The sequence below is a fragment of the Alkalihalobacterium chitinilyticum genome, from assembly GCF_029028005.1.
Taxonomy (GTDB): domain Bacteria; phylum Bacillota; class Bacilli; order Bacillales; family Bacillaceae_F; genus Alkalihalobacterium; species Alkalihalobacterium chitinilyticum.
Genome location: NZ_JAOTPO010000001.1, coordinates 315,497 through 329,113 on the forward strand (window position 1 = coordinate 315,497; position 13,617 = coordinate 329,113).

Genomic DNA, 13,617 nt, shown 5'->3' on the forward strand with positions numbered 1-13,617 from the left:
TTTGTTCCTCCTCTAGGTCATGAAGAACGAACAAGTTCTTCATGCAGTAAGTGTTCCGCTAATAATTTTGCACCTTGCATCACGATAGGAATCCCTCCTCCAGGATGGACACTTGCACCAACCGCAAACACATTTTCATATGGAGCAATTTTTACTTGCGGACGAAATACTCCAGATTGCTTTAGAGTTGGTGCAATCCCAAAGCTTCCCCCTTGATATAAGCCGTCTATAAGTGCATCTTTAGGTGTCCGTACTTTTTTCCAAACAATCGATTTTCTTAGACCTTCAAACCCTCTATCTTCAACCTCAATGATTACCTTCTCTACATACTCCTCGATGTTATTCCAATCGATGTCTTCATTTGCCGGGACAGGAACAAGTATATATAGAACCCCTTTTCCTTCTGGTGCCAACGTAGAATCAATGACTGAAGGGTGAAACGTATATATAGAAGGTTTTTCTGGTAAACGTTTATGATTAAACACATCATTCATGTGTTCTTCAAAATTATCTGTCATAAAATATTGATGAACCGTATTCTTTTCATAAATCCGATCTAGCCCTAAATAGATTAATAGACAAGAAGAAGAAGAGGTATAAGACTGTTTTTTCTTACGTGACGGAAGAAGCTGCTCCATCATCGGATAATCACCATTCATGACAACCGAGTCAAAAGGGACGTGTTCTCCATTAACACATATACTTCGACAATTCCCATTAACTATATTCAATGATTGCACCTGATGATCGGTGAAAATTTGTACACCATTTTCCTTTAACTTCTTTTCAAACAAGGAAACAAGACTGGCATAGCCTCCCTTGACATACCATACTCCATGGAAATGTTCACTAAAAGGTATAAGTGAATAAAGAGCTGGTGATTGAAACGGTGCTCCGCCGACATACAGAGTTTGGAACGAGAATGCATCTTGGAGTTTTGGATGATTAAAATAACTTTTTGCCTGCTTTCGAACAGATTGATAGGCTTTTAACTTCCAAAGTATAGACATGTTATTAAATGTCCAAAAATCTCGTTTATTGATAAAAGGTCTATCTAAAAATGCTTGTTTTCCTTGGTGGAACCTTTCTTCCATATCTGCGAGATATTTTTGAAAGTTTTCTTCCTCACCTGGAAAATGCTCACTAATCTCAGTAAGTTGTTTTTCTACGTCACTCCATTTATAAAATTCAACTCCATTTGGATATGCAATTTTATATAAAGGATCACATCGTACCATCTCTAATTCATCTCTGGGAATACCGACTTCATCTAAAATTTGAAAAATCATGTCTGGTAACAGAACGATCGTTGGTCCCTCATCTATTTTATAGCCTTCGTGTTCAACAAAAGCCAACCGGCCGCCTAGCTTTTTTTTCTTCTCAAAAATGGTAACGTCATGACCTTCCTGACTTAAATAAAGAGCAGTAATCATGCCGCCAACGCCACCCCCAATTATTGCTGTTTTCATTGGGCACCCCTCATTCCTGTTCGTTCTTCAAAGGTTGGATGAACAGTCATCGTTTTATTTTCTTGTAAAATACTATTTGCAGTTATACGGGCTGATTCAAAAATCGTCGGCAAGCCACTTCCAGGATGAGTTCCTCCACCTACTAACCAGCAATTCTTTAACTCTTGGAATTTATTATGTGGTCGGAAATACATCATTTGTTTTAAGCGATGTGATAAGTTAAACGTTGCACCTTCATAGACGAATAGATCTTTCTCCCATTGAAGAGGCGTAATCATTTTCTCTACTTCGATGTTCTCTTGCAGACCTTTAAATTCCGTACGACTTTCAATTTGCTCCAGTACGAGTTGGCGAAACTCGCTTTGATGTTTCTCCCATTCAATTAAACTCGTATTATTTGGAACTGGTGCTAATATATAAAGTGCCGATTTTCCTTCTGGCGCAAGCGTCGGATCTGTAACACATGCATTTTGAATATAAATAGACGGATTATCGGAAAGTACCTTAGTCTTTGTAATTTCTTCTACATTCTTTTTGTAATCATCCGCAAATACAATGGTATGGTGTGGTAATTTGAACTCTTTATTGACTCCCAAATACAGCATAAACGTAGAACACGAATAATCTTTTTTCTTTAACTGTTGTTTTGAGTAGGATTTTAATAATCCATCATCCAATAAATGGGTCATTGCATGGGCAAAGTCGGCATTCACAATAACATCATCACAATGTACCTTTTCCCCATCCTCTAACAAAACACCGGTAATTTCTCTATCTTTCGTTAATAGTTTTTTTACTCCAACACCAGTTACTACTTCTCCTCCATATTCTTTAATCACTTTAGCCATTGCCTTAGGGATTTGATTCAGCCCGCCTAGCGGGTGGAACACACCATATTTATGTTCCATATAAGATAAAATACTAAACGCCCCTGGACATTCCCATGGTGACATCCCTAAATATTTTGATTGAAAAGTAAACGCTAATTTAAGTTTTTCATCTGTAAAAAAGTCTCCAAGTACGTCGTATAAAGACCTTCCCAATGAAAGTTGCGGTAACGCTCTTAAAGTTCTTAAGCGAAAATAATCCAATAAAGAACTATGACGATTTTGAAGAAGCGGCATAAGTGCGTCTAGTTTCTTATCCGAATGCTTCATAAAGCGTTCATACCCTTCACCATTGCCTGGGAACAGTTCTTCGATTTTCTTTCTCGTTTCAGGAACGTTCCTAGAAGGTGAGAAAATGACGTCAGAAAATCTAAGCTCATACATTGGATCCAATTCCACTAGAGATAGATAATCCTCAAGCTTTTTCCCTGCCGCTTCAAACAACTCCTCTAATATGTGCGGCATACTTAAAAAGGTTGGACCTAAATCAAATGTATAATCATCTAATTGAAATGAAGATGTTCTCCCTCCTACATAAGGCTGTTTCTCAAACACTGTTACTTTATATCCTTGACTAACGAGCAGCATTGCAGCAGCCAATCCTCCTGGCCCTGCTCCAACAACAACAATATGCTTTCGAGCCATTTTACACCTCCACTATTAATCACACAAAAGTTATACAATAGTTATACAAATAGTATATTCGATAAACAAAAATTGTTCAAATATAAAAACAAAAAAAAATAAAACTTACAATAAGTTTTATTTTTTAGCGGATTATCTATTTAACTATGTTAAAAGAGACGCCTAATACTAAGCGCCTCTGCAAACGATATTAATGTGCTGGGAAGAAAATCATTTGAATGATGAAGATGACACCAAACACATATAAAATTGGATGAACTTCTTTTCCTTTTCCACTCACTAATTTCATTAATGGATACGTAATGAAGCCAATCGCAATTCCAGTTGCAATACTTGAAGTGAGTGGCATTGTTAAAATAATCGCGAACGCCGGAAACGCTTCATCAAATGTTTTCCAATCAATACGAGCTAAGCCCTCCATCATGAAGCAACCAACAATAATGAGTACAGGAGCGGTTATTGCTGGTAGTGACGAGATCGCTGCAATAGCTGGAGAGAAAAACATAGCCAATATAAATAAAATCGCTACAACTACTGATGTTAAACCCGTTCTTCCGCCTGCAGCTACACCTGATGACGATTCAATATAAGCACTTGACGGGCTCGTACCAAACGTCGAACCTACAGTTGTTGATAGCGCATCGGCCATTAGAGCAGATTTCGCTCTAGGGAATTTTCCATCCTTCATTAATCCTGCTTGATCAGCTACTCCAATCATCGTCCCAGTTGTATCAAAAATCGTAACTAACAAAAAGGCAAATACAACGGTGTACAATCCGTGGGTAAACACTCCCGCAATATCTAAATCAAAGAATACAGGAGCAGGTGGCATAGATACGACACCTTCAAATCGAAGCATTCCAGTAAATAATCCAACAACAGCCGTAATCAACATTCCAATAAAAAGGGCACCATTAATCTTTCTAGCCATTAATATTAATGTTAAAAACAAACCAAAGATAGATAGGAGTGTAATAGGCTGATGTAAATCACCAAATGTAACCATTGTGTCCGGACTTGGTACAACAATTCCTGCCATTTTCAAACCAATAAAAGCAATAAATAAGCCGATACCTGAAGTAATTCCATATTTAAGCGAATTCGGAATCGCACGAATTAACACTTCTCTTAATGAAGAAAAAGTCAGTAAAACAAATAAAAGCCCTGCTAGAAAAACCGTACCAAATACAACTTGATAAGAAACACCATGAGTGGCAACAACACTAGCAAAATACGCATTCATCCCCATTCCTGGTGCAATCGCTATTGGATATTTTGCAAAGATTCCCATATATAGTGTCCCAACAACAGCGGCAATAATCGTTGCCATAAACACTTGATCAAACGGCACTCCAGCAGCAGATAAAATCGCTGGGTTAACAACAATGATATAAACCATCGTCAAAAAGGTTGTAATCCCAGCAACGAACTCCGTTCTAACTGTTGTCCCGCGTTCTTTCAAATTAAAAAACTTATCCATAACTTAGACCTCCATTATTCATAACAATTAGACGAAAAAAAGCCCTAACTGTAAACGGGTAGTATCACGCACTCCCGTTCGTAGTTAGGACTTTACGGTTCCATCTAGAGACCCTCAAACCATATCATTGAGGATATACGAACAATATAATAATAGTTTCTGTTTTTCATCACCTAGAGAATATTAATACAAACGATGTCTTTGTGTCAACTGTTAATTGTTCGTGTTTTTATTATAAATTTTAAAAAACCAAAAACAGTTAATGCCACAATGGCTAGCACAACTAAAAACAAATAGCTCATGCCAAACGCTTGGTTACCGCCACTCCAAAATGGTAGTGCTATCGTCTGAAACACCTGAAATTCTAATAGTTTTCCTGAAACAGAAACGCCAAAAGCTCCACCGATAAATTGACAAAGTTGGAGAACACCTATACTCGATGCAAACTTTTCACTACTTAGATAATTAGAAAGGTAATTAGGTAACCCCATCGTAATGGATGAAAAACCTATACTGGAAATAAGATAAAAAAAGATAACCGTTATCGAAGTTAAATGACTCAATAAGGCAAATAAACTTGTTGAAACAAGTAAACAACCAATTCCAAACCCTATAATCATCGTAGAACCAACTCGATCCATCATTCTGCCAATGTAGATTGCAAGAATAGCAGATAACATGGCACCTGGGAATATAATCATTCCAATCATCGCACTAGAGGTATTGAATACTTTTGCTAAAAGTAATGGACTTAAGAATAAGAGAGAAAAGTTAATAAAGAAAATTAAGAAACCAATCAATACAATTGAGATAAATACTTTATTTAATAAAAGGTCGGGTGGTATCATTGGATTTTTCACCTTTTTTATATGCAGCCAGAATATAAAAAAGAATAAGCTGCCAAGCAACAAAATAAACTGACTGGTCGTTATAAAAATAAGGAGGGAAATGACTCCTATCAGTAAATAGATGAGCCCTAAAAAATCAATGGACTGAGCCGTTGATCGCTCTTTAGGTAAATTGTATAAATAAATTGGCAAGGTCAACACACCAATTAAACTAATGACAAATAAAAAAGACCAACCTAAATATTGAGTAATAATACCTCCTATAAGCGGACCTAAACCAAACCCTAGTGTAGAAGCTGCAGATACAACGCCCATTCCCCTACCTCGCCGTTCAATAGCGATGTATCTCGATATAATGACGATACCTAGAGCAGCAACACAACAAGCACCTGACGCTTGAACGACTCTTGAAAATAATAGAACGGTATAGTCTACAGCTAGAATGCCAATAATTGAGCCAATTCCGAACAAGGAAAGTCCAACTGTGAATAATGTAGATATCGACTTTTGTTGAGAGAGCTTGCTATACAATACGGTTCCGACTGCAAATACAACCGAATAACTTGTTACGATCCACGATGCTGATGACGGGGTGAGTGAAAAATGAATGATAATTTCAGGTATCGCTACATTAAACATCGTTGTATTCATAACGATAATCAGTACATTGACGAATAATCCGACATAAAGTAACCTCTCACTTTTTACTGTTAGCTCTACTTTCTGTTCGGCAAGTTCCATCTTACACCTCTTTCAAGCTGACTTTTAGTTTTCTTAATATTATTATCAGAAAAATGGCTAAATCTCAATAAAATAGAAAAAACAGGTGCTTATGCGTACGTAAACACCTGTTCAGTCCAAATCTTGTTGTATTTATACGTCAATCTCGTTAAGGATCGATTTTAACTCAATAACCTCTTCCTTTGATAAAGTGAGTCCTTTACCCATTTTTTCGTGATTTGGATCCCAATCACGAAGGTCAAATTTTGCTTCTCTTCCATTCCAGCTTACTAAATTTAATTCTCTTTTCCATCCTTTTGCATTTTCAGATAATACTCCAATATTTTTTTCAATTTCAAATTTTATTTCTGCCATTCAAATGCCTCCACAATGATATTTTCATTTCCCTAGTATACCAGACCTTTTCTTGCATCATTCATTTCTTATAATCAATATTACGTGACAGCTAGAGAAAGCTCATCATTTTTTATTCTTTTAGGTAATTCTTAACAAGTGTTTTATTAATGGACAGGTTAAAAATTAAGGTGTTGCAACTTAAAGATTGGAGAAAATTATTGTTGAGGATATGCTTCGTAATGAGGACTTAAAACGGTTTTAAATTGTGAAGACGTTTCTTTCTTTTCATATTGATTTGGATATAATTTAGGTTTGTCACCTCCCAATTAATAATATATACTAAATAACTTGTTAATAGTTTTAAAGCTTTATTAAGATTTTGTTGATACTATTGGTCTATTAGAATCACTCATATTTTGTACTATAATGTCACTATGTGTATTTTTATATAGGAAGGCTGGTAACAAAACATGTTTTGTCACTCGTGTGGGAATAAACGTTTAGACACCGAAAGATATTGTCCAAAGTGTGGGACAGCATTTATGGAAAACCTAGACGAAGTTAGTGCAACTACTGAGGAAGACTTTTTCTCTACTACTCTCCCACCTAAAAAACAATATAGCAAAAGAAAGACACTAACTTTATGGCTCCTTCCTGTAGTAAGTATTCTTTTCGTTACCATTGGACTGGTTTCATACTACTACTATGAAGCCTCAATTAATAATCAGATTGCATCATTAAATCGACAAATAGAATCTAACTTTTCAGCGGGTGAATATGAAAAAGCGGAAAAGAAAATAACAGAAGCACTTGAATTAAGAGACCTGACAATGTTTCAACAGTATCGAGATGTAGTTAAGTTAGCACTGCATTATGAGGAGAAGTTACATGAGATTGAAGACTTAATTCAATTAAATCAAGTTATTCAGGCGTCCCATCACATAAAGAAATTAAAAGAACATATGCATGAGACTAATTATCTTGCCTTGCTTCAACCAATCCAAGTACGTTTGGAGAATACCGAGATTAACTTAACGGTAGCCGAAGCCAAGATGGAATTAAATGAGCTTGAGACAGTTGCGGAATTAGCACAGAAACTATCAAGTCTTTCTTCTTTTAATGGTGAAGAAGCGGAAAAAATAAAACAACAAATTTTAAATAAAATTGTTCAACTTTCATATGAGAAAGCAGAAATTCATTTGCAAAAGCACGAGTTTTCAAAAGCACTCTATGCGTTAGAATCAGGGCTCCAATATGCAATTAATGATGAAAAGCTCTTATCTTTTATTGATAGAGTAAAAGATGAAAAACTAGCTTTTGAAAAGGCCGAACAAAACCGTCTTGAAGCAGCGATGGTTGCAGCAGCAAAAGAAGATTTAAAAAATCGAACCGAAGCTGTAGACATCACTTCAATCAATATTGAACTAGATGAGTTTGGAGACGTTTCTTTATTTGGTGATGTTATAAATAATGGAACAACAACTATTTATTCGATCGACATCCATTACTCTATCTTTGACGAAGACGAAGAGCTAGTATCGGAATCGGTAACTTCTGTTTACCCATATGAACTGGCACCTGGAGAAACAGGGCGTTTTAGTCACTCCTTCTATGGCGTATTTGAAGAATTAAGCGTTTCTGTTGAAAGTATTACTTGGCAGATTGATTAAAGGATGGTTTACAAATGAAAAGTAAATGGATAACTAGTATCTTATCAACTACTCTCATATGGGTACTTGGTGTTTTATCATTTTTCCTAATCTCTGACTGGGTTCCTGCTCAGCTTCATATAGAATCATCAATACTAACTGAGATAGATGCATCTAAAGAAGATAAAGAAGAGAAAAGTGTAAAAGAAATTATTCATCAAACGCAAAAATCAGTTGTTATGATTGAAGTTGAAAGAACTGGCTCAGTCGGTTCGGGTTTCATTTATAACAATCAAGGCGATATTATCACTAACGCCCATGTTGTAGCAGGTACAGACGAGGTAAAAGTTAAGTTGGCCGACACAAGGGAGTACGACGGAACAGTTATCGGAATGAGTACAGACACCGACATCGCCCTCATTCGTGTCCCAGATATCAAAGACATTGAACCACTGCCGCTTGCAAAAGATTATCCTCCTGAGTTAGGGGATGAAGTTCTTGCAATAGGCAGCCCGCTTGGTTATCAAAATACAGTCACAACTGGAATTATTAGTGGCGTTGATCGTAGCTTTGAAATTGATCACTATCAATACGAAAATGCTTATCAATTTTCTGCACCAATTGCACCGGGCAATAGTGGCGGACCACTTATTTTGATTAAAAGTGGAAAAGTCATTGGGATTAACTCTGCAGCAACCGAAGTTGGTACGATTGGATTTAGTATTCCCATTATCGATATTCTCCCTCTTGTTACGAGTTGGTCGGAAACACCAATGACATCTTTACCTTCAATGGAGTATTCGGTCAATGAAGACCAAATTGCTTCGTCCATAGAAAACATAGCAACGTATCTAGTACAATATTTCTATGATAGTATAGATCAACAAGATTATGTAAATGCTTATTCATTGTTAGGAAGTTCATGGCAATTAAATACAAGTTATGAACAATTTAGAGAAGGCTACTTAAATACTGGTTCTGTCATTATTGATGACATTTATACTCGAACAGAAGGAGAAACAGTAACTGTCTTTACGATTATTCATGCAGAAGAACGCCAAGATAAAGAAGTAATAACTGAAAAGTATCAAGTAGAATATAAAGTCGGGTATGAGAATGATCAATTAAAGCTGATCAGCGGTACAGGGGAAATCATAGAGTAACTGTTATGGAAAAATGATGTAAAGTGTTATTGACAGGTTTAGTATTAGCGGCGAGAAATGATTTTACAGCGAAAAAGAAACAGAGGGGTAAATTATCATTTGATTTACCCCTCTATTTTATTGAGGCCGTTTTTATCCAGTTCTAGGAACTAACTTAAACTCAGGTCATAATGTAATCTCTTGAACAAAGTGTAAGCGGACTCCAGAGCGCCAATTTGTAAAAAAACAGTAGTCTCGAAGATTTAACGGATTCAGAAGCTCTTATTGACTTAAAAAATCAGTCTTTTGCATGAAAAATGCTCAAATAAGGTCCTCTCAGTCCGCAAACACCTTTAAAATGATAGATTTTATGAAAATAAGGTCCTGTGTCTCCGCCAAAAAAGACTTTTTCTATTTAATTAGTAGACTACTTACATAAACAGGTACTGGTAGACAGGATTAATATTTATGTTTTTTATGGATAAATATAAGGCTCCTTTGGTTTTTCAATAATATCTAACTGCTTGACTCGTATGATTGGCACTTCTTCATGACCGTGTCTACTCACGTCAAAAGTCCCTTTTAAAGTTACCCAACTTCCTTCTGGAATTGCGATTTCTTTTTCAGTCTCCGCTAAAAATCCAATTACTGTCGCATCGGCAACACAGTGTGTAATTAAAAACCGCCCAACGAACAGCTGATTTCGGGATAAACTTTCTTCTTTCAAAACAAACCCATCCATAACAATTTCTCTGCCCCTTACCTTTACTGCATTTTCTGTGATCGCATAAAACTGCTGAGCAAACTTCGTTTTTTCCATGACAATCATATGCTCCTCATTCCCGCTCTCAAACAACTCAACTTCTGCCTTTTCAATAGGTAAACATATTTCTTCATCGACATGGCTCGAATGCAGATGAAAGTGACCCCCATGATCATCGTGTTGAATGTCTTGATTCAGCGACTGCTGTTGCATGAGTGCACCGCGATTGACAGCAATCGAAGCATCTAATGCTTTTGCAGGCAGTAATAGGCCTGTTACAACAGGAAGACAAATAATCATATAAATGATTCCGTTACGAACCGTTACTCGGTTTGTAAAGGCATCGTCGTGATTGCATCCCCATGGGCCACAGTTTTCATGGAGGTCTTCTTCTTTTTTAGTGCTCCAAATTCGCGGAACTTGAATAAAGAAAAGGAACAAAAATAAAATAGATGCCACTTGGCTAAACCCAATATACTTAGGATTAATATAATGGGCAATCTCATCAAAGTAGTGTAATTTGAAAAGAAAACCTGCAAAGCTTAATAATATTATGGCTCTAATTGCTTGATGAATATAAAAATACATAATCTTTACCACCCTTTATAAAAATGGATGAGCAATCATTAATACGCCTAACACTGTCACAGTAATGAGTAACATTAATACGATCACAAAGCGAAAACGAAATACTGCCAGCAGCATCAAAGAGTTTTTCAAATCAAGCATCGGCCCGTAAATCAGGAACCCTAGTAAAGAAGTTTGCGGAAATAGATGGCGAAATGAAGCAGCAATAAAAGCATCTGCTTCTGAACATAAGGATAGTAAAAAGGCAAGTCCCATCATGACTACCGTAGACATAAGAATACCTTCCCCTAGACCTAGTAATGATGCTGAAGAAACATACGTTTGAATAAAAGCTGCTAATAGTGCACCAATCATTAAATATTTTCCCATCTCAAAAAACTCATCGACTGAATGTTGACACATCGACTTTAACCTTTCAAATAAAGGAAGCTTTTGACTACTCTCAATTGGCATAGTAGCGTGAGACCTTCTAAACTGACTGCCTTTGTACAGCATACTAATTACAGCACAAATGATAAGTGCAATCACTAGACCCAAAACCATTCGTAATAAAGCCATTCGCAAGTCATTCCCAAAGGCCATATACGTTGAACCTACAACTATCGGGTTAATGAGTGGTCCAGTTAAAAGAAAACCAACTCCTGCAAATATGGGGACACCTTTTGCAACTAAACGACGTACGATTGGAACAATCCCACATTCACACGCAGGAAAAAGAGCTCCAATAAAACAACTGGCTACGACCGCGAGTACTCGATTTTTAGGTATCCATCGACGTATATGTTCCTCAGTTATAAAGACTTGGATCAGACCGGCAATGAATACACCAATTAAAACGAAAGGAATTGCTTCTATTAATATACTTAAAAAAATGGTGTTAAAAATTAGTAATGAAGCGGGCAAACCTTGTCCGTGTTCAGCCAAAACAGGACTATAAAAAATTAAAAAAGATACAAGGGCAAGCAAAATAAATCCCGTAATCTCAACTAAATAGGGGTTCGTACTTCTTTGCATAAAGTATCCTCCAAATTAATTCATTATTAGAGGTTGTTCAAAAAGTCCGGGAAAAATCTCTCTCGAATTTCTTTGTCAGCTTGCTCTTCCGCGCTTCACGTATTAATACCATACGCTCCAGTGCTCGGAGACTACGCTTTCTCGAACTTCTCGGATCTTTTTGTCCTCCTTTTTGAACACACATTATTAGAGGTATATGCGGACAAGACTAAAACATTCCTGTAAAAAAGAATAGTTCTGATTTAGAGGTTTTCCTTTTGTAAATTATTATTAGATAACTACTAACGGATGGTTGGGATTTGTTCAAAGAAGAAGTGTTTCTATATGTGAGGAGTTTTATAAACGGGGCGAACAATCTAGGAGATGAAAAAGCGGGACTAACACCATCGTTAGTCCCGCTAGAATACTACTGACCGCTTAACTCGGAACGAACCTGTTGAACTTCTTGCGGTTGTGCAGGTGCTGCCGGCTTATAATACCCTCTTTGTTTTGCTGCATTGTATACTGTATACTGACGCGCTTCATCTTGGTTTCTCATTTGTTGAATAGTTTGACGAAGCTGCGGATTGTCCGTTTGTGAAATAACGTTTGCATACGTTGTTAAACTAGCGTTAATCATTGATAAATAATCATTCATCATATCTTTTTCATTCATTGTGTTTCCCTCCTTATTGCTGATTTAAAAATGACATCAATTGTTGTTTCGAATTTCTAGCCGCTTGAGCATCGTTTTGAAGCATTTGTACAATTTGCGGATCGTTACAATTCGCCGCATACGCATCAAGCTTTTTAGCAACCGTTTCATGTCCCCCGATTAAGTGACGAAGGTTTTGTAATTCTAACTCATTAAGTTGCATGGTAAGTCTCCTTTCACTATGTAATACTTACACCATTAGTATTTAAAGAAAAAGGAAAATTATGTACTCCTAAATATCCAAAATAAAAATAAAAAACGGCACCTTTAGTTGACTAAAGGTGCCTGGCACTGCATGACTTTTTTCCATTGGGTGGTGAGTTCTTCTTTATTTAGATCGATTCCGATTACTACTAAATAATGTTGACCTGTGTAGGTGGTTGGTTCCCAGGAGGTTCTTTTAACAACATGTTGCATTAAGTAGGTTTGATTTTTACCTGCCAATGGAATGTATCCTTTTGCCCTTAAAATGGATGATTTATATTTTTTAAGAAATTTCTCAATCTCTTTTTCTCGGATTGGCTGTGGGATAGGTAGTGATATGGTTTGAATACGAGAATAGGACTTCTTATGTTCATGTTTTTCCTGTTTACCTTCTTGACTTTTCTTATTAAATGTAACTCTTATTTCTTGTCTAGGTCTTTTCTGCTGAATGGATTTTAAGACTGGGTCAAGGTCAATTTCACTGTAGTTTGTAAAACAAATCTCTGCTTTGTTATTTTGTTTCCTAAGTATTTTATTAATCTTTGTTATTCTTGTCGAGTCCACTAAATCAATCTTATTTATAACTAATAAATCGGCTACTTCCGTTTGTCTTTTCACTGTTTCAACGAGATTACGATCTGCTTCAAAAATGCTGTTATAATCTAATACATTTTCTGCATCTAATAAAGTGATGACTTGTTGAAGACTCAACCGGTCTATAAATTGAGGCTCAGTCAAAGAATCCGCTACCTCTTCAGGATTTGCTACACCCGTTAATTCGATGAAGATTACATCTGGCTTTTGTAATAATAACTTTTCAATGCTTGCAACAACCTCACCTTTTTTATTACAACAAATACAACCGTCTAGTAACTTTTCAACCACTTGTTCTTTTCGATCATTTGAAATAATAGCACCATCTGTATCTGTACTTCCTAGCTCATTCATCAATACTGCTGGTTTTAAGTGACGCCGTGAACATTCTTCTAATAACCGAAGTAATAACGTCGTTTTCCCACTTCCTAAGAAACCACTTAACACAAAGACAGGAATTTTAGCCACCGGAATTCATCCTCTCTAAATTCGTTCGCTCTAATTCCTAACTATATTCAATTTAAATAAGAATTATTCCGATTAAATACAAGCATTGAACCCTT

Annotated in this window: 12 protein-coding genes, 1 pseudogene and 1 riboswitch; of the genes and pseudogenes, 3 read left to right on the forward strand and 10 right to left on the reverse strand. The window is 36.4% G+C overall.

Translation table 11 applies throughout. From position 1 onward, the window contains the following. Nucleotides 1-17 precede the first annotated feature (17 nt). From N7Z68_RS01615 to N7Z68_RS01635, 5 genes are all read right to left on the reverse strand, one after another. Nucleotides 18-1,469 (reverse strand): phytoene desaturase family protein, encoded by a 1,452-nt coding sequence (locus N7Z68_RS01615; protein ID WP_275116703.1) that lies wholly within the window; start codon nt 1,467-1,469, stop codon nt 18-20. Continuing rightward, entirely contained in the window at nt 1,466-3,001 is a 1,536-nt protein-coding gene (locus tag N7Z68_RS01620) for a phytoene desaturase family protein (protein WP_275116704.1), read from the reverse strand. Before N7Z68_RS01620 ends, N7Z68_RS01615 begins: the two co-directional genes overlap by 4 nt. A 190-nt stretch (nt 3,002-3,191) precedes the next feature. Then, complete coding sequence (locus tag N7Z68_RS01625; protein ID WP_275116705.1) at nt 3,192-4,481, reverse strand: NCS2 family permease; 1,290 nt, start codon at nt 4,479-4,481, stop codon at nt 3,192-3,194. Nucleotides 4,482-4,542: 61 nt separating this feature from the next. Continuing rightward, nucleotides 4,543-4,642, reverse strand: a riboswitch (purine riboswitch). 45 nt (nt 4,643-4,687) lie between these two features. Then, nucleotides 4,688-6,070 carry an MFS transporter gene (locus N7Z68_RS01630; protein ID WP_275116706.1) on the reverse strand — a complete coding sequence of 461 codons (1,383 nt, stop codon included), beginning with the start codon at nt 6,068-6,070 and terminating at the stop codon, nt 4,688-4,690. 132 nt (nt 6,071-6,202) lie between these two features. Further along, the gene (locus N7Z68_RS01635) at nt 6,203-6,424 is read right to left on the reverse strand and encodes a YdbC family protein (RefSeq protein WP_275116707.1); all 222 of its coding nucleotides are present in this window, start codon (nt 6,422-6,424) and stop codon (nt 6,203-6,205) included. Nucleotides 6,425-6,876: 452 nt separating this feature from the next. On the opposite strand from N7Z68_RS01635, the pseudogene N7Z68_RS24320 reads away from it, so the two are divergent. The 3 genes and pseudogenes from N7Z68_RS24320 to N7Z68_RS01645 form a co-directional block, all read left to right on the forward strand. Then, nucleotides 6,877-6,939, forward strand: a pseudogene (locus N7Z68_RS24320) (zinc-ribbon domain-containing protein); the annotation flags it as partial. A 9-nt stretch (nt 6,940-6,948) separates the two neighbouring features. Further along, nucleotides 6,949-8,076, forward strand: a complete 1,128-nt coding sequence (locus N7Z68_RS01640; RefSeq protein ID WP_275116708.1) for an FxLYD domain-containing protein — start codon at nt 6,949-6,951, stop codon at nt 8,074-8,076. Between the two features lie 14 nt (nt 8,077-8,090). After that, nucleotides 8,091-9,218 carry a S1C family serine protease gene (locus N7Z68_RS01645; RefSeq protein WP_275116709.1) on the forward strand — a complete coding sequence of 376 codons (1,128 nt, stop codon included), beginning with the start codon at nt 8,091-8,093 and terminating at the stop codon, nt 9,216-9,218. Nucleotides 9,219-9,672: 454 nt separating this feature from the next. On the opposite strand, the gene N7Z68_RS01650 is transcribed toward N7Z68_RS01645, so the two are convergent. The 5 genes from N7Z68_RS01650 to N7Z68_RS01670 form a co-directional block, all read right to left on the reverse strand. Continuing rightward, entirely contained in the window at nt 9,673-10,548 is an 876-nt protein-coding gene (locus N7Z68_RS01650) for a TIGR03943 family putative permease subunit (protein WP_275116711.1), read from the reverse strand. Between the two features lie 15 nt (nt 10,549-10,563). Beyond that, nucleotides 10,564-11,562, reverse strand: a complete 999-nt coding sequence (locus N7Z68_RS01655; protein ID WP_275116712.1) for a permease — start codon at nt 11,560-11,562, stop codon at nt 10,564-10,566. A 406-nt stretch (nt 11,563-11,968) separates the two neighbouring features. Continuing rightward, nucleotides 11,969-12,217, reverse strand: coding sequence for a spore coat protein (locus N7Z68_RS01660; RefSeq protein WP_275116713.1), 249 nt, complete (start codon nt 12,215-12,217; stop codon nt 11,969-11,971). Nucleotides 12,218-12,230: 13 nt separating this feature from the next. After that, nucleotides 12,231-12,419 carry a hypothetical protein gene (locus N7Z68_RS01665; RefSeq protein ID WP_275116714.1) on the reverse strand — a complete coding sequence of 63 codons (189 nt, stop codon included), beginning with the start codon at nt 12,417-12,419 and terminating at the stop codon, nt 12,231-12,233. Nucleotides 12,420-12,523: 104 nt separating this feature from the next. Then, entirely contained in the window at nt 12,524-13,522 is a 999-nt protein-coding gene (locus N7Z68_RS01670) for a CobW family GTP-binding protein (RefSeq protein WP_275116715.1), read from the reverse strand. Between the last annotated feature and the right edge of the window lie 95 nt (nt 13,523-13,617).

What these genes read in the sequence shown, in the direction of transcription:
- N7Z68_RS01615 (WP_275116703.1), bottom strand. Translation starts at nt 1,469, where the DNA reads ATGAAAACAGCAATAATTGGGGGTGGCGTTGGCGGCATGATTACTGCT.
- N7Z68_RS01620 (WP_275116704.1), bottom strand. Translation starts at nt 3,001, where the DNA reads ATGGCTCGAAAGCATATTGTTGTTGTTGGAGCAGGGCCAGGAGGATTG.
- N7Z68_RS01625 (WP_275116705.1), bottom strand. Translation starts at nt 4,481, where the DNA reads ATGGATAAGTTTTTTAATTTGAAAGAACGCGGGACAACAGTTAGAACG.
- N7Z68_RS01630 (WP_275116706.1), bottom strand. Translation starts at nt 6,070, where the DNA reads ATGGAACTTGCCGAACAGAAAGTAGAGCTAACAGTAAAAAGTGAGAGG.
- N7Z68_RS01635 (WP_275116707.1), bottom strand. Translation starts at nt 6,424, where the DNA reads ATGGCAGAAATAAAATTTGAAATTGAAAAAAATATTGGAGTATTATCT.
- N7Z68_RS01640 (WP_275116708.1), top strand. Translation starts at nt 6,949, where the DNA reads ATGGAAAACCTAGACGAAGTTAGTGCAACTACTGAGGAAGACTTTTTC.
- N7Z68_RS01645 (WP_275116709.1), top strand. Translation starts at nt 8,091, where the DNA reads ATGAAAAGTAAATGGATAACTAGTATCTTATCAACTACTCTCATATGG.
- N7Z68_RS01650 (WP_275116711.1), bottom strand. Translation starts at nt 10,548, where the DNA reads ATGTATTTTTATATTCATCAAGCAATTAGAGCCATAATATTATTAAGC.
- N7Z68_RS01655 (WP_275116712.1), bottom strand. Translation starts at nt 11,562, where the DNA reads ATGCAAAGAAGTACGAACCCCTATTTAGTTGAGATTACGGGATTTATT.
- N7Z68_RS01660 (WP_275116713.1), bottom strand. Translation starts at nt 12,217, where the DNA reads ATGAATGAAAAAGATATGATGAATGATTATTTATCAATGATTAACGCT.
- N7Z68_RS01665 (WP_275116714.1), bottom strand. Translation starts at nt 12,419, where the DNA reads ATGCAACTTAATGAGTTAGAATTACAAAACCTTCGTCACTTAATCGGG.